The sequence below is a fragment of the Phaeovibrio sulfidiphilus genome (assembly GCF_014861485.1).
GTDB lineage: Bacteria > Pseudomonadota > Alphaproteobacteria > Rhodospirillales > Rhodospirillaceae > Phaeovibrio > Phaeovibrio sulfidiphilus.
In genome coordinates this window covers 105,710-125,224 of sequence record NZ_JACZHT010000003.1, presented here as the reverse complement: position 1 = coordinate 125,224, position 19,515 = coordinate 105,710, and the positions used below count along the sequence as shown (strand labels likewise).

Genomic DNA, 19,515 nt, shown 5'->3' with positions numbered 1-19,515 from the left:
ATGCAGGAACTCTTTGGCCCCGCCGGGGTCTGGATCACGTGGATCCTTCAGTGCGTCGCGATCGTCGCGCCCCTGATCGTGTCCGTCGCCTATCTGACCTACGTGGAGCGCAAGGTCATCGGCGCCATGCAGATGCGCAAGGGCCCCAACGTTGTGGGCCCCCTTGGGCTTTTGCAGCCGTTCGCCGACGCCTTCAAGCTTCTGTTCAAGGAAACCATCGTGCCTACGGGCGCGGACCGGTTTGTGTTCTTCATGGCGCCCATGCTGACGCTGCTGCTGGCCCTGGTGGCCTGGGCGGTGATCCCCTTCCAGGAAGGCTGGGTCGTCTCGAACATCAACGTGGGAATGCTCTACATTCTCGCGGTGTCGGGTCTGGCCATCTACGGTGTCATGATGGCGGGCTGGGCCTCGAACTCGCGCTATGCGTTCCTGGGCTCCCTGCGGTCGGCCGCCCAGATGATCTCCTACGAGGTCTCCATGGGCCTGATCATCATCTCGGTGATCCTGACGGCGGGCTCCATGAACCTGACGGACATCGTGCTGGCCCAGAAGGGCGTCTGGTTCGGTGTGATCCACTTCCCCATGTTCGTGCTCTTTGTGATCTCGATCATGGCCGAGACCAACCGTGTGCCGTTCGACCTTCCCCAGTCGGATGCGGAAATCGTGGCGGGCTTCCACGTGGAATACTCGGCCATGGGCTTCGCGCTCTTCTACCTGGGTGAGTACGCCAACATGATCCTCATGAGCGGTGTGTGCGTCGTCCTGTTCCTGGGCGGCTGGCTGCCCCCGCTGGACATGGCACCGTTCACCTGGATCCCGGGCATTGTCTGGTTCTTCCTGAAAATGGCGGTGATCCTCTTTGTGTATATCCAGGCGCGTGCCACGCTGCCGCGATACCGGTACGACCAGCTCATGCGGCTGGGCTGGAAAGTGTTCCTTCCGCTGTCGCTTCTGTGGCTGGTTCTGACCGCGTCGGTTCTTTTCTTCACGGGTCTCTGGCCTGAGTATGGGGCGTAAGGGATGTTCAAGAGACTGATCAAAACCTGGCTTCTGACGGATATCGTCTCCGGCTTCTGGCTGACCTTCCGGTACATGACCGTCCGGCCCAAGGTGACCCTGAACTATCCGTACGAGAAGGCGCCGCTGTCGCACCGCTTCCGGGGCGAGCACTGTCTGCGCCGCTACGAGAACGGCGAGGAGCGCTGCATTTCGTGCAAGCTCTGCGAGGCGGTGTGTCCCGCCCAGGCCATCACCATCGAGGCCAGTCCGCGGGCCGACGGCTCCCGTCGCACGACCCGCTACGACCTGGACATGACGAAGTGCATCTTCTGCGGTCTGTGCGAGGAGGCCTGCCCGGTGGACGCCATCGTCATGGGGCCCAACTACGAGTATTCAACGGAAACGCGCGAGGAGCTGATGTACAGCAAGCAGAAGCTTCTTGCGAACGGGGATCGCTGGGAGCCGGTCCTTGTCATGCGTCTTGAGAAGGATGAACCGTACCGATGAGACAGGACCATCTGAACCGGGGGGCTCTCTGATGACGCTCGCTGTTGACGCTGTTTTCTATCTGTTTTCCATTGTGTGCGTGGTGTCCGCGCTCATGGTGGTGGTGTCCCGCAATCCCGTTCATTCGGTTCTCTGGATGATCACGGTGTTCATCAACGGGGCCGGCCTGTTCGTTCTGCTGAACGCCGAGTTCCTCGCCATGGTGCTGGTGATCGTCTATGCGGGCGCCGTGGCCATCTTGTTCACCTTTGTGGTCATGATGCTGGATCTCGACTTCACGGGCCCGGCGCTGCGCTCGAAGCAGACGCTTCTGGTGGGCCTGGCCGTGGGCGCGGTCCTGCTGGGAGACCTGTTCGTGATGCTGAGCGAGTGGTCCGTCTCGCCGAAGGCCGAGGCCCTGAGGGCCAGCCCGACGCCGGATCTCTCGACGGTGAGCAACACCGTGGCCCTGTCGCGCATCCTGTATACGGACTATATCTTCCTGTTCCAGACGGCGGGCCTGATCCTTCTGGTCGCCATGGTCGGTGCGGTTCTGCTGACCTTCCGCCGCCAGCGCCACCAGCGCCAGGATGTGTCGGTGCAGCTTGCCCGCAGCAAGTCCGAGACCCTCAAGATGAACCGGGTTGAGAACGGCAAGGGAATTTCGTGATGACTGTCTCTCTTGTTCACTATCTGACGGTGTCGGGCATCCTGTTCACCATCGGTGTGGTTGGCATCTTCGCACGGCGCAGGAACCTGGTTCTGATCCTGATGTGCATCGAGCTGATCCTGTTTGCCGCCAACCTGAACCTGGTCGCCTTCTCGGCGTATCTCCAGGATCTGGGCGGGCAGATCTTCACCATGTTTGTTCTCACGGTTGCGGCCGCCGAGGCCGCCGTCGGCCTTGCGATCGTTGTGGCGTTCTTCCGGGCACGCGGGACCATCGCGGTCGAGAACATCAACGAGCTGAAAGGGTAGGAACCGATGCTTGCCGTTACCACCGTCTTCCTGCCCCTGCTCACGGCCGCGCTGGTGGGCCTGCTGTCCCGGTCCTTCTCGGATCGGGTGGCATCGGTCGTGACCTGCTCGGGGCTGGGACTGTCCGCCCTGTGCTCGTGGCTTCTGTTCTTCCAGATCGTTCCGGCCGGGGAGGGCTTTGTCCTCCCCCTGATGACGTGGGCCTCGTCCGGCGCTCTTGCCTTCGACTGGGCGCTGCGCATTGACACCCTCTCGGTGGTGATGCTGACCACGGTGACCACGATCTCGTTCCTCGTGCACGTGTACTCGGTCGGGTACATGGCCAAGGACAGGAGCGTGCCGCGCTTCATGGCCTACCTGTCCCTGTTCACCTTCTTCATGCTGATGCTGGTGACCGCGGACAACCTGATCCAGCTGTTCTTCGGCTGGGAGGGTGTGGGCCTGTCGTCCTACCTGCTGATCGGGTTCTGGTTCGAGCGTCCGAGCGCGAACGCCGCCGCGGTCAAGGCCTTCCTGGTCAACCGGGTTGGCGACCTGTTCTTCCTGATGGGCATCTTCTGCATCTTCTGGCACTTCGGCTCGGTCCAGTTCGCGACCATTTTCGAGGTTGCCCCGTCCATTGCCCACCACACCGTCCACTTCCTGTGGACCGACTGGAACGTGATGACGCTGGCGTGCGTCCTGCTGTTCCTGGGCGCCATGGGCAAGTCGGCCCAGATCGGCCTGCACACCTGGCTGCCGGACGCCATGGAGGGCCCGACGCCTGTGTCCGCCCTGATCCACGCCGCCACCATGGTGACCGCCGGTGTGTTTCTTGTGGCGCGGATGTCGCCCCTGTTCACCCTGTCCGACACCGCCATGACGATGGTGACCGTGGTCGGCGCCGCGACGGCCTTCTTTGCCGCGACCGTGGCCTGCACCCAGACGGACATCAAGCGGGTGATCGCGTACTCCACGTGCTCGCAGCTGGGCTACATGTTCTTTGCTCTGGGTGTGGGCGCGTTCGGGGCCGGTATCTTCCACCTGATGACCCACGCCTTCTTCAAGGCCCTGCTGTTCCTTGGCGCCGGTTCGGTCATTCACGCCATGAGTGACGAGCAGGACATGCGCAAGATGGGCGGCATCTGGAAGCTGATCCCGCTGACCTATGCCATGATGTGGATCGGCTCGCTGGCCCTGATGGGGATCTGGCCCTTTGCCGGTTACTTCTCCAAGGACACCATTATCGAGGCGGCCTATGCGGCTTCGGGGTGGCACTCGGATGTGGCGTTCTATGCGGCCATTGTGGTGGCGACGCTGACGGCCTTCTACTCCACCCGCCTGATCGCGCTGACCTTCCACGGTGCGCCGAGGGCGGACGAGCGGGTCATGGACCACGTCCACGAGAGCCCGCGCGTCATGACCCTGCCGCTGGTGCTTCTTGCGGTGGGCGCCGTTCTGGCCGGTGTTCTCGGCTACAACTCCTTCGTTGGCGACGGGCGCTTTGCCTTCTGGGCCGGCTCCATCGTGGGCACCCCCGGAGACGTGACCGACCTGGCCCACCACGTGCCGCTTCTTGTGAAGCTGGCGCCGCTGGTGTGCTCGCTGTTCGGTGTGCTGGCCGGCGTTGTGTTCTACGTCTGGAAGCCCTGTCTTCCGGGTCGCGTGGCCGGAGCCTTCCCGCTGGCCTACCGTTTCCTTCTCAACAAGTGGTACTTCGACGAGGTGTACAACGCTGTGTTCATTCGTCCGGCCTTCGCCATCGGCCGCCTGTTCTGGAAGACCGGAGACCGTGCTGTCATTGACGGGCTTGGCCCGGACGGCCTCTCCCGGATCACGTCGGGAGCCGCCAGCGTGTTTTCCCGGATCCAGAACGGCCTGGTGTCCCGCTATGCCTTCGTGATGATTTTCGGTCTGACCGGCGTCGTCACCTGGCTTCTGATGACCGCTTTCCGATAGGACGAGGGTTCGATGAGCGCTTTTCCGCTACTTTCGATCATTACCTTTCTGCCGCTTGTCGGGGTGCTGGGCATCCTCCTTGTGCGCGGAGATCAGGAACACCTGAGCCGGAATGTCCGGAACGTGGCCCTTCTGACCACCACGTTCACATTTCTCCTGTCCCTTGCGCTGTGGTTCGGGTTTGACCCGGCGCACCAGGGCTTCCAGTTCGAGGAACGGGTCCAGTGGCTGCCGGCCTACAACATCGGCTACCACATGGGCGTGGACGGCATTTCCGTGCTGTTCGTTCTGCTCTCGACGCTGCTGTCGGTGATCTGCATCGTTGCCTCGTGGAACACGGTCAAGGAGCGCGCCAAGGAGTACATGATCGCGTTCCTGGTCCTGGAAACCATGATGGTGGGCATGTTCTGTGCCCTGGACTTCGTGCTCTTCTACATCTTCTTTGAGGGTGTGCTGATCCCGATGTTCCTGATCATCGGCGTCTGGGGTGGTCCGCGGCGCGTGTATGCGGCGTTCAAGTTCTTCCTGTTCACGCTTGCGGGCTCGCTGCTGATGCTTCTGGCCCTGCTTGCGATGTACCTGAGCGCGGGGACCATGGACATTCCCACGCTCATGACCCACCACTTCCCGGCGGCGATGCAGACCTGGCTCTGGCTGGCCCTGTTCGCGAGCTTCGCGGTCAAGGTTCCCATGTGGCCCCTGCACACCTGGTTGCCGGACGCCCACGTGGAGGCCCCGACGGCGGGCTCGGTCATCCTGGCCGGTGTGCTGCTGAAGATGGGCGCCTACGGGTTCCTGCGCTTCTCGCTCCCCATGCTGCCGCTTGCGAGCGCGGACTTTGCGCCGCTCGTGTTCGGCCTGTCGGTGGTGGCGGTGATCTACGCCTCCCTTGTGGCCCTGGCCCAGGAGGACATGAAGAAGCTGATTGCCTACTCGTCCGTGGCCCACATGGGCTTTGTGACGGCGGGTATCTTCTCGGGCACCATTCAGGGCATTGAGGGCGCTCTGGTGCAGTCCCTGTCCCACGGTATCGTGTCCGGCGCCCTGTTCCTCGGGGTGGGCGTGGTCTATGACCGCCTGCACACCCGCGAGATCGCCCGCTACGGCGGCCTCTCCACCACCATGCCCCGCTACGCGCTGGTGTTCATGGTGTTCCTGCTGGGGTCGGTCGGGCTTCCGGGCACCTCGGGCTTCGTGGGCGAGTTCCTGATCATGTCCGGCGTGTTCCGGGTCAACACCTGGGTCGCGCTGCTGCTGGGTACCGGCATCATTCTGGGGGCGGCCTACATGCTGTACCTGTACTGGCGGGTGTTCATGGGCAAGGCGGTGCGCGAGGACGCGCGCCTGATGCCGGACCTGTCGGCCCGCGAGATCGGCATGTTTGTGCCTCTGGTGGCCATCGTCCTGTGGATGGGTGTGGCTCCGGACAGCTTCCTTGATTTCATGCGGGTTTCGGTGCACGACCTTGTTACAAACTATCAAGCCGCGCTGGCCGCGCGTTAACCCGAAGGGCAAGACGGATGGACATTAATCTTGTGCCCGCCACGCCGGAGATCGTTCTCGCGGTTTTCGGCCTGGCGCTTCTGGTGATCGGAGCCTTTGTCCGCAAGGATGCGGGGGCCCTGGTCTCGCGGCTCGCGTTTGCCGGTTTCGGGGTGACCCTGGCCCTGGTCTGCCTGATGGCCGGGTGGACCACGGTTCAGGAGGGCCTGAACGGCCTTTTCATTGACGACGCCTTTGCCCGCTTTGCGAAGATCCTTGTGCTGGCCTCGGCCATGATTGTCCTCGCCATGAGCGAGAGCTGGTTCCGCCGGGACGACGCCCTTCAGGCCGAGTTCCCGGTTCTGGTGGTGTTCGCCGTCGTCGGTATGATGGTGATGGTGTCCGCCAACGATCTGATGGCGGTCTACATGGGCGTCGAGCTCCAGTCGTTCGCCCTCTACATTCTGGCGGCCTACCAGCGCACCAGTGCCAAATCCACCGAGGCCGGTGTGAAGTACTTCATCCTGGGCGCGCTTGCGTCCGCGGTGATGCTCTACGGCATGTCGCTCGTGTACGGCTTTGCGGGCACGACCCACTTTGCCGGTATCGCCCATGTGGCGGCGGACGGCGCGCGGCCCGTTGGCATCGTGGTCGGTCTCGTGTTCGTTGCGGCGGGCTTTGCCTTCAAGGTGTCGGCGGTTCCGTTCCACATGTGGGCCCCCGACGTCTACGAGGGCGCTCCCACCCCCATCACCGCCTTCTTCGCGGTGGCGCCGAAGATCGCAGCCCTGGCCCTGTTCGCCCGGGTCATGGTCGATCCCTTCGGCCCCTGGATCAAGGACTGGCAGCAGGTTCTTCTGGTTCTGTCGATCCTGTCCATGTCCCTGGGGGCGGTTGCGGCCATTGCCCAGACCAACATCAAGCGTCTGATGGCTTACAGCTCCATCGGCCACGTGGGCTACGCGCTGATCGGTATCACCGCCGGAACGCACGACGGGATCCGGGGCATGCTGGTGTACCTGGCGATCTATCTGGTGATGAACGTGGCCACCTTTGCCCTGATCTTGTCCATGCGGCAGGGCGGGCAGCCGGTGGAACGCCTGTCCGATCTGGCGGGCCTGTCGCGCACGGCTCCCTGGGCGGCGGCGGCGGTGACCGTGCTCATGTTCTCCATGGCCGGTATTCCTCCGCTGGCGGGCTTCTTCGGCAAGTTCTATGTGTTCATGGCGGCCATTGACGCCAAGCTCTACACGCTGGCCATTATCGGTGTGGTCACCTCGGTGATTGGTGCGTTCTACTACCTGCGCATCGTGAAGATCATGTACTTCGACGAGGTGGGCACGCCCCTGGACGAGTTCACCTCCCGGGTCAACTCCAGCGTCCTGTTCGGGGGCTCGGCCCTTGTGCTTCTGGGCTTCCTGGGGATGGACTGGCTTGTGACGTCGGCCCAGTTTGCCGGTGATGCGCTTCTGAAGCACGCTGCGGCGGCGCTGTTCTGAGCCGGACCGGCGATTTGCAGGGCGAAACGCCGGTCCTGCCCGCGGGCTGGTCGCTCTCCTGTTTCGAGGAACTGGAGAGCACCAGCCGGACCGCCCGCGAGCGGGTGGAGCGGGGCGAGGCCTCGGACGGCCAGATCATCTGGGCCCTGTCCCAGACGGGCGGCCGCGGACGTATGGGCCGCGGCTGGTCCAGCCCCAGGGGCAATCTCTACCAGAGCTGTCTTGTGCGCGCTCCCGCCGATCCGGCGCGGGCGGCCGAGGCGTCTTTCGTTGCGGCTGTGGCCACGGCCAGGGCTCTGGAGATCCTGTGTCCGGCCTCCCAGCCCCGCTGCAAGTGGCCCAACGACATCTTCTGTCAGGGGGCCAAGGTCTCGGGCATCTTGCTGGAGCTGGCCCGCGGGCCGGGCGAGGGCGGTGAGCCGTCTCCCTGGCTGATTGTGGGGATCGGGATCAATCTGGCTCTGGCCCCGGACACGCCCTCCCTGTATCCTGCCGCGGCGCTTGCGGATTTCGGCGTCGAGGTCTCGCCGGCGGCGGCGCTGGAGGTTCTTGCGGACTGCCTGTGCGGCTGGCTGTCCGTGTGGCGGACCCAGGGCTTTGGTCCGGTGCGCGAGGCCTGGCTGTCCCGCGCCATGGGGCTGGGCGAGCCGGTGGAGGTGCGTCTGGGGGCAGGGCAGGTTCTTCGCGGCCACTTCGGCGGACTGGACACGACGGGGCGCCTTGCGCTGACAGGCGATGACGGCGTGACGATCGAGCACTATATTTCAGCCGGTGACGTCTTTTTCCAGGGGATGTGAGACATCGGACGAGGGACAGGGACGCAACGTGCATTCTGTTTTGGCAGGACGCCGCGCAAGGTGGTACACACTTTGCGGGGTCAGGCCTTTGTTTTCCGGGGACACTCATGCTTCTTGTGATTGATGTTGGGAACACCAACAGCGTTTTTGCCGTGTACGAGGGCGAGACGCGGCGCGGCCAGTGGCGCGCTGCCACGAACGTCAACTCGACCGCCGACGAGCTGGGCATCTGGCTCTATCAGCTGTTCCGGCTGAACGGCCTGCGCCCCGAGGACGTGCAGGCGTGCATTATTGCCTCGGTGGTTCCGGCCTGTGTGTTTGCGCTGCGGCTTCTCTCGCACATCTATTTCCGCTGCACGCCCATCGTGGTGGGCGAGCCCGGCGTCGAGCTGGGCATGAAGGTTCTCACCGATCACCCCGAGGAGGTCGGCTCCGACCGCCTGGTGAACGCGGTGGCGGGGTATGCCCGCTACGGCGGCCCCCTGGTGATCGTGGACTTCGGCACCGCCACCACCTTCGACGTGGTGGACGAGGAGGGCAACTATCACGGCGGCGCCATTGCCCCGGGCGTGAACCTGTCCCTCGAGGCGCTGCACGGGGCCTCGGCCCAGCTGCCGCGGGTTGCCATTGGCCGTCCCCGCAGGGTGATCGGCAAGACGACAGTTCAGGCCATGCGGTCCGGGATCTATCTCGGTCACGTGGGCCTGGTGGAGGGCGTTGTGCGCCGTATCATGGGAGAGTTTGGACGGCCGATGAAAGCCATTGCCACCGGAGGACTTGCAAACCTGTTCGCCGACGCCACCGATGTTCTGGACGGCGTGGACCCGGACCTGACCCTGCGCGGTCTTGTCATCATCCACCAGCGCACGCTGGCCGCCCGCGCGGAGTCCGGGGAATGAGCCGGGGCGAGACACAGACGGAAATCCGCGTCCCCCGGTTCGAGAAGGACGGCCTCTACTGCGTTCCCCTGGGCGGGGCCGGCGAGATCGGCATGAACGCCACGCTGTACGGCACGGCCGGGCGGTGGCTTCTGGTGGACCTGGGGCTGATGTTCGGCAACGAGCGGACCTCGCCCGGCGTGGACCTGATCCTTCCGGACACCACGTTCATCGAGGAGCGCCGGGAGGCCCTCGAGGGGATCGTGATCACCCACGTGCACGAGGACCATATCGGCGCAGTTCCCTACCTGATCGCCGACCTGGAGTGTCCGGTCTACGCGTCTCCGTTCACCGCCGCGTTCCTGCGCCGCAAGCTCCAGGACGAGGGCGTGATGGACGAGGTCACCATTATCGAGGTGCCCCAGAACGAGGCGTTCCGGGTGGGGCCCTTCGAGCTGGAGCTGGTGTCCACCACCCACTCGACGCCGGAGGCCAGCCACCTTGTGGTCCGCACCTCCCGGGGCACCGTGTTCCATACGGCGGACTGGAAGAACGATCCGGAGCCCCTGGTGGGCCCCCCGGTGGACGAGGACCGTCTGCGGGAAATCGGTGACGAGGGCGTTCTGGCCCTGGTGGGGGATTCCACCAACATCTTCAACAAGGAGCCCACCGGCTCCGAGGGCGAGGTGCGCCGCTCCCTGATCGAGCTGTTCGGACGTCTGGACAAGCGCATCCTTGTGGGCTGCTTTGCCTCGAACATCGCCCGCGTGGAGAGCATCGCCATCGCGGCCCGGGAAAACGGCCGGGAGGTGGCTCTGGTGGGCCGCTCCCTGTGGCGCATGGTGGAGACGGCCCGCTCGGTCGGCTACCTGAAGGACGCGCCCCGGTTCCTGACGGACGAGGAGAGCGCCCAGTTGCCCCGCAACCGGGTGGTTCACATCTGCACCGGCTCCCAGGGCGAGCCGAGAGCCGCCCTGCGGCGCATCGCCATGGACGCCCACCCTTGGGTCCGGCTGGACTCGGGCGACACGGTCCTGTTCTCGTCGCGGGTCATTCCCGGGAACGAGCGTGCGGTCCTGGACGTCCAAAACGAGCTGGCGCGCAAGGGCGTCTCCCTCATCACGGCGCAGGATGCCCTGATCCACGTGTCCGGGCATCCGGGCGCGCGGGAGGTGCGGGCACTGTACGAGGCGCTCCGGCCCCAGATCGTGCTGCCGGTCCACGGGGAGCCCATGCACCTGAACGAGCACGCGGCCGAGGCCCATGCCCTGGGCGCCCGCCACGTCCTTGAGGCCTTTGACGGCGATGTGGCCCGTCTGGATGTGTCGCCCCCGTCGGTTGTGGGGCGGGTCTTCTCCGGGCGCCTGGCTCTGGACGGCGAGCGGCTGATCCCGCTTGAGAGCGAGCTTTTGCGCGATCGGCGCAAGATGGCGTTCTCCGGATCCCTGGTGGTGTCCCTGCTGCTGGACCGCAAGGGGCACCTGCGGGGCGAGCCGGCGGTGTCCGCCCGCGGTCTTCTGGATCCCCGGGACGACGACGAGGATATGGACGACCTGTATCAGGAAATCGCCCGGATCGTGGCCCACGCCAAGCCCGCCGAGCGGCAGGACGACCGCCTGATGGCGGAGACCGTCCGCATCGGTGTGCGCCGGTTCTTCAGGATTCTCCAGAACCGCAAGCCCATGGTGGACGTGCACGTGTTCCGGGCCTAGGGCCGCTGCGGTCGGGGGGAAACCCTTGGGATGGCGCACATCCGGTGCGGGCTTTTCGGAGTTTCCGGGACCGCCAGCAATGAATACGAAGCAGGCCGTGCCGGGTATCCGGTGCGGCCTGTTTTCTTTGGCGGCCTCCGGCGTTCTGGTTCGGCATTCCGGCTTCGCGGGCTGGCTCCGGGCCGCCGTGCATCCGGGGGTGCGTCTGCGGGCAGGGGGACTTCGGTCCGCGCCCTCTTTGCGCAGTGCCGGGTGCACCCGGAATGCCGCTCTGTCCGGTTCCGCCGTCGTGCCCTGGCAGGTCTGCGGTCGTGCTTTGACAGGTCTTCGCTCGGGCCCGGATACGCTCCGGGGGGCACCGCTGCCTCGCCGGCAATCCGCCCTGACACGCTCCGGGGCACCGCTGCCTCGCTGGCATTCGGGCAAAAAAATACCGGGGGAACCCTGACGAGCTCCCCCGGATTTCTGGAACGTTGCGCACGTTCCTCTCAAGTGTTCGTGGCGTGAGCCCCGAAACTACTCGAGAACGATCACAGCACGACGGTTCTGGGGCTCGCGCACGCCATCACCGGTCGGGACCAGAAGGTCAGCCTTGCCCTTGCCGTACACGGCGACCTGCGAGCGCGGGATACCGTTGCGCTCCAGCTCGGCCTTGACGGCGTCGGCACGACGCAGGGACAGCTTCATGTTGTAGGTCTGCGAGCCGACGGTGTCGGTGTGGCCGGTGACGGAGATCACGCTGGTACCGGCGGTCTTCGCATTCTCAGCAGCAGCGGCGATGATGCCGGCGGCTTCCGGGGTCACGCTCGACTTGTCGAAGTCGAAGAAGACCATGTAGCTTTCCGGGGGAACCGGGGACGCAGCAGGCATCGCGGTGACCGGCGCTTTGCAGCAGGCGCTGAGGACGACGGCCGCAGCAATCAGAGTAGCAAGTTTTTTCATTTTTACCTCGACTGTGGATCCAGAGCATTGAGGTCGAGCCGCAGGCAACGCCCCCATGCCACGCAGTGGAAGATAGACATGGACCCCTATGGCGCCGGGCCGTATCTACCTCCGGGGATAACAAAAGCTAACAGAAAAAAGTCTAGGGCGATACCTCTTTTAGAATTCCTCAAAGAGTTGCGCCTTTAAGGATACGATACACAAAATAAGGTGTTATTGGCCAGCTTTTCCCGCTTTTGGTTAAAAGAAAAGCTGTTTTCTCGTGAAGTTGCAGGCTATTTCTGCCCGGAGTCGGCGCGAATCGGGCCAAAAATCACGCTCCGGTCTCAAAAGAGGCCGACCCGGCGCCCCGGACGAAGGGAAATGACCGGCTTCAAGGTGGGCGGAACAGGGGAATCGGAGACACGATCAACGTCCGGTTGGAAGAGCTTGAGGTCGAAGAACTCGCCGGTGCAGACGCTGTCGCCCAGGCCGGGCTCGCCCAGAGCCCCCCAGATCTCGATGCGGCCGAGGCGGGTCAGCAGGACTCGCTGGGACCGGGTGCGTTCCTGGAGCAGGGCAGGGACCGGGGAGTCCGGCTCAAAGACCGAGCGACCGGCGCAGGCCCGCAACTCCCGGATGGTCTCGTCGTCCTCGACCCGGATGCAGTAGTCGATGTGCGAAATGCCAAGACCCAGGTCAAACAGGATCGAGGGGCGGTCGCGCACCCTCAGGGCCTCCGTGTCCCAGCCGATCTCGGTCAGCACGGTGCGCCGGGACATGAAGGCCCGGTTCTCGTAAAGGCACAGGTCGATCCGCGACAGGCTGCCGGTTTCCGGATCCGTGGTGCCGATGGCCTTGATCTTCTTGCCCCGGTGGTCCAGCACAACGCGGATGCCGCCGTAGGCGCCCACCGCATAGCCGCCGTACTCCCACAGGCGGGGCGAGATGGCCACATTGCCCTCGGAGGGGCAGAAGGTGGCGTTGGCGCCCGGCACACCGATGGACCACCGCGCTTTCGGGTCGTCCAGGGATTCCAGGAACAGCCGGTCCAGGGTGGCCATGGGCAGGCCCAGAACCGGAACCCCGAATCCGGTCTCCTTGCGCCGCTGCACCAGGGCCTCGAAAATCCGGGATTTTTCCTCGGCACCCAGGTCTCCCCAGCCGTCGATTTCGTCCCGGGTCCGGGCGCATCCCCTGCAGTAGAGGCCGTCATCGGGAATCTCGCACAGTCCGACGCACGGTGAGGGCATGAGTACAGTCATGGGTGTCTTCCTCGGGCTGAAGGGGAACTGCCCAATTGCGCACGTTTTTTGCTGTTCACGCAAGGGGAAAAACGGCCCGCCGGGTCTGGAGGGGCGGCGGCTGGCGCTGCCCGGCGGTGCCCGATGCTGCGGCTGGCGCTGCCCGGCGGTGCCCGGTGCTGCGGCTGGCGCTGCCCGGCCGGACCCGGCCGGACAAAAGGAAAGGGCCCGGTCAGGGTCCGGGCCCGTTGTCGGTGTCAGTGGCAATGTCAGTGCCGGTGCCGGTGCCAGTTTCAGCGCCCTGGTCGGCCGGCGGTCGTTGTCAGGCGCGCGGGCGGGCGGTTTCCTGCCGGGGAGCGCCGCGTTCTGCAGACCGGGGCGACCAGGCGCGGGCCCGGCAGTCCGCGATCAGGCCCCGGGGGCACGACAGGGCGACAGACCCGTCGGGGAAGCGCCAGCGGCACTGCCGGTCTCCCCGGGCAAGGAAATTGACGGCCTCGATGTCTCTGGGGGCCCCGCCGAATCCCTGGGCCACGTCCTGGGCCACGGCTGCAATGGCCGGAGCGGACACATCCGTGTTCCATTTCGGACCGTAACGGTGTTTCATAAGCGAGTGAAAGAGAAGGACCGCGTTCTGCGCGGTGGACTTTTTCCGGGGCGGGGACATCCGGCCTTCCGGCTCGGACAGTCGCGATACCCCGGGCGGGACGCCGGGGGATGCTGCGGGGGACGAGAGTTCGGTCATTCGAGGATAGACTCCAGGCCGTGTCCTGACCCGTGAGTGCGGCATCATCGGTCACACTGCGCACTCTTTCGGGTGTGGGGGTGTGTGGGGGACAACCAACAGGATATAAAGTCCATACCGTTGTACCTTTTTGCGGGTGAAGATGCCACAGAAATCGACCGCAGTCTGTCCCGTGTTGAGTGTGACCGGTTTGAAAGTCAACGCTTTTTCCTTTCGGTTCGGGATCTTGTCCCGGTTTTCTGAACGATTTTGCGAGCCGGGTCCGGGAGCCGGTTTTTCAGTCAGGATACCCTCATATGGCTATTAAAAAGGACACGGCAGTGACCCGGGGCGGTCGCGACTCCGTGCGATTCGAGGGGGCCGTCAATCCCCCCGTGTACCGGGCCTCCACCATTGCCTTCGAGAGTGTCGAGGATCTGGATGCGGCCTGGGCCCGGCGCTTCGACCGGCCCTATTACGGCCGCTACGGCACCGTCTCCACCCTGGCGCTCGAGCAGGCGCTTGCGGCGGCGGAGGGGGCGGAGCACGCGGTCGTGACCGCCTCGGGCATGGGGGCCATTGCGGGGACGCTTCTGGCGATCCTGCGGCCCGGCGACCATCTGCTGATGGCGGACACGGTTTACCAGCCGGCCCGGGATTTCTGTGACACCCATCTGGCCCGCTTCGGGGTGGCGACCACGTATTACGACCCCCGCGCCGGGGAGGGACTCCGGCACCTGATCCGCCCTGAAACCCGGGTCGTCTATTGCGAGTCCCCCGGCTCCCTGACCTTCGAGGTCCAGGACATTCCGGCCCTGTCGCGGGTGGCCCGTGAGGCGGGGGCTCTGGTGGTCATGGACAACACCTGGGCCTCGCCCCTTGGCTTCCCGGCTCTGGAGCGCGGCGTGGATATCGCGATCCAGTCGTGCACCAAGTATATCGTGGGCCATTCGGACGCCATGCTGGGCTCGGCAGCCCTGAACGACCGGGGGCTCTATGAGCGCATCAAGGAGACCCTGTGCAGCTTCGGCTATGCCTGCGGCTCGGAGGAGGCGTTTTTGGGCCTGCGGGGCCTGCGCACCCTGTCCGTCCGGCTGGAGCGCCACATGCGCAATGCCCTGGAGGTCGCCCGCTGGCTCGAGACCCGCGACGAGGTGGAGAGGGTTCTCTACCCGCCCCTGGAGAGCGATCCGGGGCATGCGCTCTGGGGCCGGGATTTCACCGGGGCCGGAGGGCTGATGGGGGTGATGCTGAAACCCGCACCCGCGGCCGCCGTGCGGCACATGGTGGACGGGCTTTCGCTTTTTTCCCTTGGCTTTTCCTGGGGAGGCTACGAAAGTCTCGCCCTTGTGACCACAGGGCATATCCGGCGCACGGCTGTTCCCTGGACTTACAGCGGCCCGGTTCTGCGTCTGCATATCGGGCTTGAGGACCCGCAGGATCTGATCCTGGACCTGGAGCGCGGCCTCGCGCGCCTGCGGGATGCACAGGCACATGGCAAGGGATGAGAGCACCATGGGAGTGTCCGACACCGCACCGCTCTGGGAGCGGGTGCGTTTTGACAGCAACGGCCTGATACCGGCCATCGCCACCCAGTCCGGGACCGGCGAGGTTCTGATGATGGCCTGGATGAACCGCGAGACCCTGCGCGAGACCCTGGAAACCGGCCGGGCCGTCTACTGGTCCCGCTCCCGGGGGAGGCCCTGGCGCAAGGGCGAGACGTCGGGCCAGATGCAGACCGTCCTTTCGGTCCGGCTGGACTGCGACGGTGACACCCTGCTGCTGGAGGTGGACCAGAAGGGTGTCGCCTGCCACACCGGGCGGCGCTCGTGCTTCTACCTGGAGATCGACCCGAGCGGAAACGTCCGGGAGCTGTGTGCTCCCGAGGTGGATCCGGCGGTTCTCTACGGGGACGCGGCCAAGGGCTGAGGTCAGGGCTGAGGTCAGGGCTGAGGACAGTGGCCCCTGCGGCGGGCCCCGTCGCAGCTGCCCCGGGAGGGCGGCCGCCGGGGCGCCCGGACGCACAGGGGATGACCGGGTGGCTCCATGAGGGCCCCAGGGCCGCGGGCAAGGCGCGGTTTTCGGGCCGCGGGGAAAGCGCGGCTCTTTTGGCCCCCGGGTAAAGTGCGGCTTTCGGGCTTCAGGCACGATGGTTGTGCGAGGGCCGTCCGCCGGGCGGGCGGAGCGGGGCCGGGGGCGCCGGCTCAGCCGCGGGAACGGCCGGTCAACCGGGGGAATGGCCGGAACGGTCGCAGCGGCCGGTCAGTTCTGCTCCCGGGGGGCGTCCTCACCGCTCAGCAGGGGCGGCAGGGGACGGTAGATGGTCTCGTCAAACAGGGCGGCCACCGCAACGGTCCGGAACTCGGTCGCTCCGCTCCACTGCCGGATCAGCCGGACATGGGGCGGCATGTCGGGAACATTGATAACCTCGTCCACGACCCAGACGCTTGTTCCGTTCTTTTCCGCTTTCTCGAAGCGGTCCATGGGGCTGACCGAGTGGCGGCGGAAGTAGGTCTTGACCAGGTTGAAGATCGACACGGGCGGGGACTCCGGAAAAAGGCGATCAGAAAGGAAACAGGGGTGCAGTCCGAACGGCGCGCCCCTCACGACAGGTGCCGCCATGGGGGAGCGTGCGACGCCCAGCATAAGACCAAAAAACACTTAATACAAAGTGTGCGCGTGAGATCCAGGCTTTTTCGCGTCCGCTCCGGCAGGGGGCGTGCCGGGTACGGCCTTTGGAGCGCGAGTTGTCATCTTGGGGTTGTTTTTCCGGCTTTTTAATTGTGTCGGCGGGGCCGGGGCGGTACCCTTGACGGGTCAGGCGAGAGGCGCCGGACGTGTCGGCCTCCGATTTTCCGAATCGGGCCGGTGCAACCGGGGATGTCTCGCCCTCCGCAGGGAGTCTGTCCCATGAGTGTCTTCATCACGCCCGAGACCGTCCGCGCGATTCAGGCCCATGGTCGGGAGCCGGGCGCCCATGGCCGGGAGCCACCGCCCCGCAGCCAGACCTGCCAGAGGTGCGGTGCGACCTTCCGCTGGGAAAAGGCACAGGGCGGCTACGTCATGTGCCTTGTGTCCCCGTCGGAGACCTGCGATTGCGGGTACGGGCAGGCCGGGTCCGGGGCCGGGGAGCCGGAACCGGAGGCGTGAGCGCAACCTCATGCGTGCCCCCCGGCCGCGGTCCGGACGGGCTCTTCCCGGGATGGCGGTTTTGTTGCGATCTGCCCACGCGGCAGGCGGTTCGGGGGGCGGTGATCAGAGCCTCTTGTTGCGGGTGGTCCCGTGGTCAGCCCTGTGGCGAGTGGCGACAGCGTCCCGTGTGACGGTGTGCGCCCGGGATGGGTGACGGCGTGAGCCCGTGACCCCGGGTCCGGTTCGCCTGTCCACCCACACGTCTCCTGTTCCCACGCCGAGGGTACCCGCCCGTCAGGACGGATAGAAGGGCGAGGTGACAATCGGCCGGATCAGGGCCCAGAGGCTTGTCATCAACCCCGCCGCAACCAGAAACAGGGCCGCGCTGCCGACAAGCAGCGCCCAGCGCCGTCGTTGGGCCCGGGCGCGCCGGTGGGCCTGTTCATCCCGCCGGGTCCGCAGCGATTTCGCCAGAACCGGGAACGGCGCGGGCTCTCCGGTGCGGGAATACCGCCGGTTTTCGGGGCGCTCGCACGCATCGATCCGGGAGGGCGTCGGGCGCCCGTCGGGGTTGCTCTGAATTATTTTTAACATCATGTGATGGTGTTTCTTTTCGTTTCCGCAAGTTATGATACGATAGTCCGTACTCGGGCGGAACCGCAGAGGTGTGTCCACCGGGCGATCGGGTGACCGGGCCAGTTTCTTCGGGCCGTGTTCTGCCACCCCTTGCCCCGCGCGCCGTCCCGCCCGTTTGTGCGCGCTCGGACCCGAGGGGCTTGGTGCCCCGGATCCGGCACCGGTCCCGAAGGGCCTTTGCGGTGTTGGTCCCGCAGGGGCCTGGTGGTTCGGTCCCATAGAACCGTGGCGGCGCCGGCCGGTGTGCGCCCGAGTGCAAGGAAACAGAGCCGGGAGATCCCCGACGCAGGAGGACAAGGTGGTCGCAAAACGTCCCTATCGAGTGTTCGCGGTGGAGAAGAGTCTCCAGAAGCGTTTTGCGCAGCAGGCTCAGACAACCATTGATGCCGCCCAGAGCGTGATTGACGCGGCCACCCCGGACCTGGTGGTGTCGGACCAGACGGTCCCCCTTCTGGTGGAGGCGATCAACTCCCTTCGCGAGGACATTGCCCGGATGACCGGCAGCCTGTCGGCCCCCACGCCTGACGGGACGGATCGTGCGCCCGGCGGGGCGGTGCCCAGGACGGACCCCATGTCGGAGGACGAGGCGGACGCGCTGGCCGCATGGGAGGCCCTCGAGCCCTCGGCCGTTGCGTCCCTGTCACCGCAGCCGTCCCAGGTGGACCCCTCAATGGGTCCCGAAGCCCTTCCCACGGGGGTGGGCGACGACGACGCCCAGCTGCTGCGGCGCGAGGTGGCCAGCATGATCCGCTCGCTCGCCGCCGCCAAGCGCGAGATCGCCGAAATCAAGCACCCCGTCGGCGGGGACGACCGGATGAAGCGCGCCACCCTGGAGCTGGACGCCATCGTGGGCGCCACCGAGGAGGCGACCGAGCAGATCCTGGGGGCGACCGAGAGCATCAACGCCAACGTGGACACCATCCGCGCCTTTGCCTCGGGCAGCGCCGAGGTTCTCGCCTCCGTCGAGGTGATCGAGCACGACGTCACCCGCATCATGGAGGCCTGCACCTTCCAGGACATCACCGGCCAGAGGATCACCCGCGTCATCCGGACCTTCGAGTTCATCGAGGACCGCCTGCGCACGATCATCGAAACTCTGGGTGTTGATTCCTTTACGGAAATTCCTGTCTCGTCCGCGGATGTGGTCATCCACAGCGGGGACGAGCTGGTCAACGGTCCGCAGCTTGGGGGCTCGGCCCTCAGCCAGGACGACATCGACGCGCTGTTCGGGTAGGCCCATGAAAACACGAGCCCCACACACGACCTTCACGCATGCCCATCCCGGCCCACGGGATCCGGCTGCCGGTGGCGGGCGGGCGGCGCGGGTGCCGGGCGTCCTGGTTCTGGCCGCGCTGGCGGTCGGGGCGGGGGGCTGCTCGGGCGCAAGCGTTCCCTATATCTATTCGTCCGTCGAGCGGGAATACACCTACTCCCGCTGCGAGACCCTGCGCACCAACATGATGGCCGCCACGGATCCGGTGGAGATCCGCTACTGGGAACTCCGTGTCGAGGATCTCAAGTGCCCGAGCCCGCAGGCAATCATTGATCACGCGCGCTGACAGGAAGGTGATGGTCCTTCTGGGCGGACTGACGTTCGTCCTGTGCGTGGTTCCGGGTGCGGCGGCGGTCTGGATGGCCCAGCAGGTGGCCGCCCGTGATGCCCGGATCGCGGTCCTTGCACCCGAGCTGGAACGCCTGCGCGCGCTGGAGCGTGTGTTCGACGACGAGCGCACGGTTCTGATGGACCAGCTTGTCCTGGTGGAGCAGGAGCGGGACCGGGCCCGGGCGGACCTGGCCCATGAGCGCACCCGCCTCGCCGACCTGGAACGGGAGGTCGTTGAGACCATGGTTCCCCGCGAGATCCTTTCCGCCGCCGATTTCCCGGTGGAGCGGGCCATGGCCCGGGGCGGGGAAACCCTGGAGGCCTTTGCCCTGCGGGAGCGCACCACCGTTCCGGTGCTGACGGCCCTCAATCCCTGGCTCAAGACCGGCTCGACCCTCTCGGCGTACCAGACGCTCTGGGTGCCCCGCACGCCGCGCAAGTGAGGCGCCCTGTGCGAGCGGGCGCCTGCGGCTGCCTGCGGCGCTC

At 65.8% G+C, this 19,515-nt stretch carries 21 protein-coding genes; 16 read left to right on the top strand and 5 right to left on the bottom strand.

Features of this window, described 5'->3' with window-relative positions:
* The 10 genes from nuoH to IHV25_RS05360 all read left to right on the top strand — a co-directional run bounded on the left by nuoH (position 1) and on the right by IHV25_RS05360 (position 10,769).
* Complete coding sequence (nuoH, locus tag IHV25_RS05405; protein ID WP_192534211.1) at positions 1 to 1,017, top strand: NADH-quinone oxidoreductase subunit NuoH; 1,017 nt, start codon at positions 1 to 3, stop codon at positions 1,015 to 1,017.
* 3 nt (positions 1,018 to 1,020) lie between these two features.
* Positions 1,021 to 1,506, top strand: a complete 486-nt coding sequence (nuoI, locus tag IHV25_RS05400; protein WP_192534087.1) for an NADH-quinone oxidoreductase subunit NuoI — start codon at positions 1,021 to 1,023, stop codon at positions 1,504 to 1,506.
* 31 nt (positions 1,507 to 1,537) lie between these two features.
* A complete protein-coding gene (locus IHV25_RS05395) occupies positions 1,538 to 2,155 on the top strand; it encodes an NADH-quinone oxidoreductase subunit J (RefSeq protein WP_192534086.1) in 618 nt (205 codons plus the stop codon).
* Positions 2,155 to 2,463, top strand: coding sequence for an NADH-quinone oxidoreductase subunit NuoK (nuoK, locus tag IHV25_RS05390; RefSeq protein ID WP_192534085.1), 309 nt, complete (start codon positions 2,155 to 2,157; stop codon positions 2,461 to 2,463). The genes IHV25_RS05395 and nuoK overlap by 1 nt, the downstream gene beginning before the upstream one ends.
* A gap of 6 nt (positions 2,464 to 2,469) precedes the next feature.
* Positions 2,470 to 4,401, top strand: a complete 1,932-nt coding sequence (gene nuoL, locus IHV25_RS05385; protein ID WP_192534084.1) for an NADH-quinone oxidoreductase subunit L — start codon at positions 2,470 to 2,472, stop codon at positions 4,399 to 4,401.
* Between the two features lie 12 nt (positions 4,402 to 4,413).
* On the top strand, positions 4,414 to 5,904 hold the full coding sequence (locus tag IHV25_RS05380) for an NADH-quinone oxidoreductase subunit M (RefSeq protein WP_192534083.1): 1,491 nt from the start codon (positions 4,414 to 4,416) through the stop codon (positions 5,902 to 5,904).
* Between the two features lie 17 nt (positions 5,905 to 5,921).
* Entirely contained in the window at positions 5,922 to 7,382 is a 1,461-nt protein-coding gene (gene nuoN / locus IHV25_RS05375) for an NADH-quinone oxidoreductase subunit NuoN (protein ID WP_192534082.1), read from the top strand.
* Between the two features lie 14 nt (positions 7,383 to 7,396).
* The gene (locus IHV25_RS05370; protein ID WP_242018823.1) at positions 7,397 to 8,179 is read left to right on the top strand and encodes a biotin--[acetyl-CoA-carboxylase] ligase; all 783 of its coding nucleotides are present in this window, start codon (positions 7,397 to 7,399) and stop codon (positions 8,177 to 8,179) included.
* Between the two features lie 107 nt (positions 8,180 to 8,286).
* The gene (locus tag IHV25_RS05365) at positions 8,287 to 9,078 is read left to right on the top strand and encodes a type III pantothenate kinase (RefSeq protein WP_192534081.1); all 792 of its coding nucleotides are present in this window, start codon (positions 8,287 to 8,289) and stop codon (positions 9,076 to 9,078) included.
* Positions 9,075 to 10,769 (top strand): ribonuclease J, encoded by a 1,695-nt coding sequence (locus IHV25_RS05360; RefSeq protein ID WP_192534080.1) that lies wholly within the window; start codon positions 9,075 to 9,077, stop codon positions 10,767 to 10,769. Before IHV25_RS05365 ends, IHV25_RS05360 begins: the two co-directional genes overlap by 4 nt.
* Positions 10,770 to 11,285: 516 nt before the next feature.
* On the opposite strand, the gene IHV25_RS05355 is transcribed toward IHV25_RS05360, so the two are convergent.
* From IHV25_RS05355 to IHV25_RS05345, 3 genes are all read right to left on the bottom strand, one after another.
* A complete protein-coding gene (locus IHV25_RS05355; RefSeq protein WP_242018822.1) occupies positions 11,286 to 11,711 on the bottom strand; it encodes an OmpA family protein in 426 nt (141 codons plus the stop codon).
* 326 nt (positions 11,712 to 12,037) lie between these two features.
* Positions 12,038 to 12,955, bottom strand: a complete 918-nt coding sequence (locus IHV25_RS05350; protein ID WP_192534078.1) for a DUF1289 domain-containing protein — start codon at positions 12,953 to 12,955, stop codon at positions 12,038 to 12,040.
* A gap of 301 nt (positions 12,956 to 13,256) precedes the next feature.
* Positions 13,257 to 13,601 carry a hypothetical protein gene (locus IHV25_RS05345; protein WP_192534077.1) on the bottom strand — a complete coding sequence of 115 codons (345 nt, stop codon included), beginning with the start codon at positions 13,599 to 13,601 and terminating at the stop codon, positions 13,257 to 13,259.
* 374 nt (positions 13,602 to 13,975) lie between these two features.
* On the opposite strand from IHV25_RS05345, the gene metC reads away from it, so the two are divergent.
* Together metC and hisI are read left to right on the top strand one after the other, a co-directional pair.
* Positions 13,976 to 15,166, top strand: a complete 1,191-nt coding sequence (gene metC, locus IHV25_RS05340) for a cystathionine beta-lyase (RefSeq protein WP_192534076.1) — start codon at positions 13,976 to 13,978, stop codon at positions 15,164 to 15,166.
* Positions 15,153 to 15,587: a phosphoribosyl-AMP cyclohydrolase gene (gene hisI / locus IHV25_RS05335; protein ID WP_197974961.1), complete on the top strand. Its 435-nt coding sequence runs from the start codon at positions 15,153 to 15,155 to the stop codon at positions 15,585 to 15,587. Before metC ends, hisI begins: the two co-directional genes overlap by 14 nt.
* A gap of 333 nt (positions 15,588 to 15,920) precedes the next feature.
* On the opposite strand, the gene IHV25_RS05330 is transcribed toward hisI, so the two are convergent.
* Positions 15,921 to 16,196, bottom strand: a complete 276-nt coding sequence (locus tag IHV25_RS05330) for a hypothetical protein (protein ID WP_192534074.1) — start codon at positions 16,194 to 16,196, stop codon at positions 15,921 to 15,923.
* 372 nt (positions 16,197 to 16,568) lie between these two features.
* Between IHV25_RS05330 and IHV25_RS05325 the strand changes: the two genes are divergently transcribed.
* Complete coding sequence (locus tag IHV25_RS05325; protein ID WP_192534073.1) at positions 16,569 to 16,808, top strand: hypothetical protein; 240 nt, start codon at positions 16,569 to 16,571, stop codon at positions 16,806 to 16,808.
* 276 nt (positions 16,809 to 17,084) lie between these two features.
* Here the strand turns inward: IHV25_RS05325 and IHV25_RS05320 are convergent, their stop codons facing one another.
* Entirely contained in the window at positions 17,085 to 17,387 is a 303-nt protein-coding gene (locus IHV25_RS05320; protein WP_192534072.1) for a hypothetical protein, read from the bottom strand.
* Between the two features lie 337 nt (positions 17,388 to 17,724).
* On the opposite strand from IHV25_RS05320, the gene IHV25_RS05315 reads away from it, so the two are divergent.
* From IHV25_RS05315 to IHV25_RS05305, 3 genes are read left to right on the top strand one after another with little or no spacing between them, the layout of a single operon-like run.
* The gene (locus IHV25_RS05315) at positions 17,725 to 18,660 is read left to right on the top strand and encodes a protein phosphatase CheZ (protein ID WP_338048588.1); all 936 of its coding nucleotides are present in this window, start codon (positions 17,725 to 17,727) and stop codon (positions 18,658 to 18,660) included.
* Between the two features lie 4 nt (positions 18,661 to 18,664).
* Positions 18,665 to 18,985, top strand: coding sequence for a hypothetical protein (locus tag IHV25_RS05310; RefSeq protein WP_192534071.1), 321 nt, complete (start codon positions 18,665 to 18,667; stop codon positions 18,983 to 18,985).
* On the top strand, positions 18,969 to 19,472 hold the full coding sequence (locus tag IHV25_RS05305; RefSeq protein ID WP_192534070.1) for a LysM peptidoglycan-binding domain-containing protein: 504 nt from the start codon (positions 18,969 to 18,971) through the stop codon (positions 19,470 to 19,472). The genes IHV25_RS05310 and IHV25_RS05305 overlap by 17 nt, the downstream gene beginning before the upstream one ends.
* Positions 19,473 to 19,515 lie beyond the last annotated feature (43 nt).

Coding starts and splice junctions, on each gene's coding strand:
- nuoH (WP_192534211.1), top strand. CDS start 1: ATGCAGGAACTCTTTGGCCCCGCCGGGGTCTGGATCACGTGGATCCTT.
- nuoI (WP_192534087.1), top strand. CDS start 1,021: ATGTTCAAGAGACTGATCAAAACCTGGCTTCTGACGGATATCGTCTCC.
- IHV25_RS05395 (WP_192534086.1), top strand. CDS start 1,538: ATGACGCTCGCTGTTGACGCTGTTTTCTATCTGTTTTCCATTGTGTGC.
- nuoK (WP_192534085.1), top strand. CDS start 2,155: ATGACTGTCTCTCTTGTTCACTATCTGACGGTGTCGGGCATCCTGTTC.
- nuoL (WP_192534084.1), top strand. CDS start 2,470: ATGCTTGCCGTTACCACCGTCTTCCTGCCCCTGCTCACGGCCGCGCTG.
- IHV25_RS05380 (WP_192534083.1), top strand. CDS start 4,414: ATGAGCGCTTTTCCGCTACTTTCGATCATTACCTTTCTGCCGCTTGTC.
- nuoN (WP_192534082.1), top strand. CDS start 5,922: ATGGACATTAATCTTGTGCCCGCCACGCCGGAGATCGTTCTCGCGGTT.
- IHV25_RS05365 (WP_192534081.1), top strand. CDS start 8,287: ATGCTTCTTGTGATTGATGTTGGGAACACCAACAGCGTTTTTGCCGTG.
- IHV25_RS05360 (WP_192534080.1), top strand. CDS start 9,075: ATGAGCCGGGGCGAGACACAGACGGAAATCCGCGTCCCCCGGTTCGAG.
- IHV25_RS05355 (WP_242018822.1), bottom strand. CDS start 11,711: ATGAAAAAACTTGCTACTCTGATTGCTGCGGCCGTCGTCCTCAGCGCC.
- IHV25_RS05350 (WP_192534078.1), bottom strand. CDS start 12,955: ATGACTGTACTCATGCCCTCACCGTGCGTCGGACTGTGCGAGATTCCC.
- IHV25_RS05345 (WP_192534077.1), bottom strand. CDS start 13,601: ATGTCCCCGCCCCGGAAAAAGTCCACCGCGCAGAACGCGGTCCTTCTC.
- metC (WP_192534076.1), top strand. CDS start 13,976: ATGGCTATTAAAAAGGACACGGCAGTGACCCGGGGCGGTCGCGACTCC.
- hisI (WP_197974961.1), top strand. CDS start 15,153: ATGGCAAGGGATGAGAGCACCATGGGAGTGTCCGACACCGCACCGCTC.
- IHV25_RS05325 (WP_192534073.1), top strand. CDS start 16,569: ATGAGTGTCTTCATCACGCCCGAGACCGTCCGCGCGATTCAGGCCCAT.
- IHV25_RS05320 (WP_192534072.1), bottom strand. CDS start 17,387: ATGATGTTAAAAATAATTCAGAGCAACCCCGACGGGCGCCCGACGCCC.
- IHV25_RS05310 (WP_192534071.1), top strand. CDS start 18,665: ATGAAAACACGAGCCCCACACACGACCTTCACGCATGCCCATCCCGGC.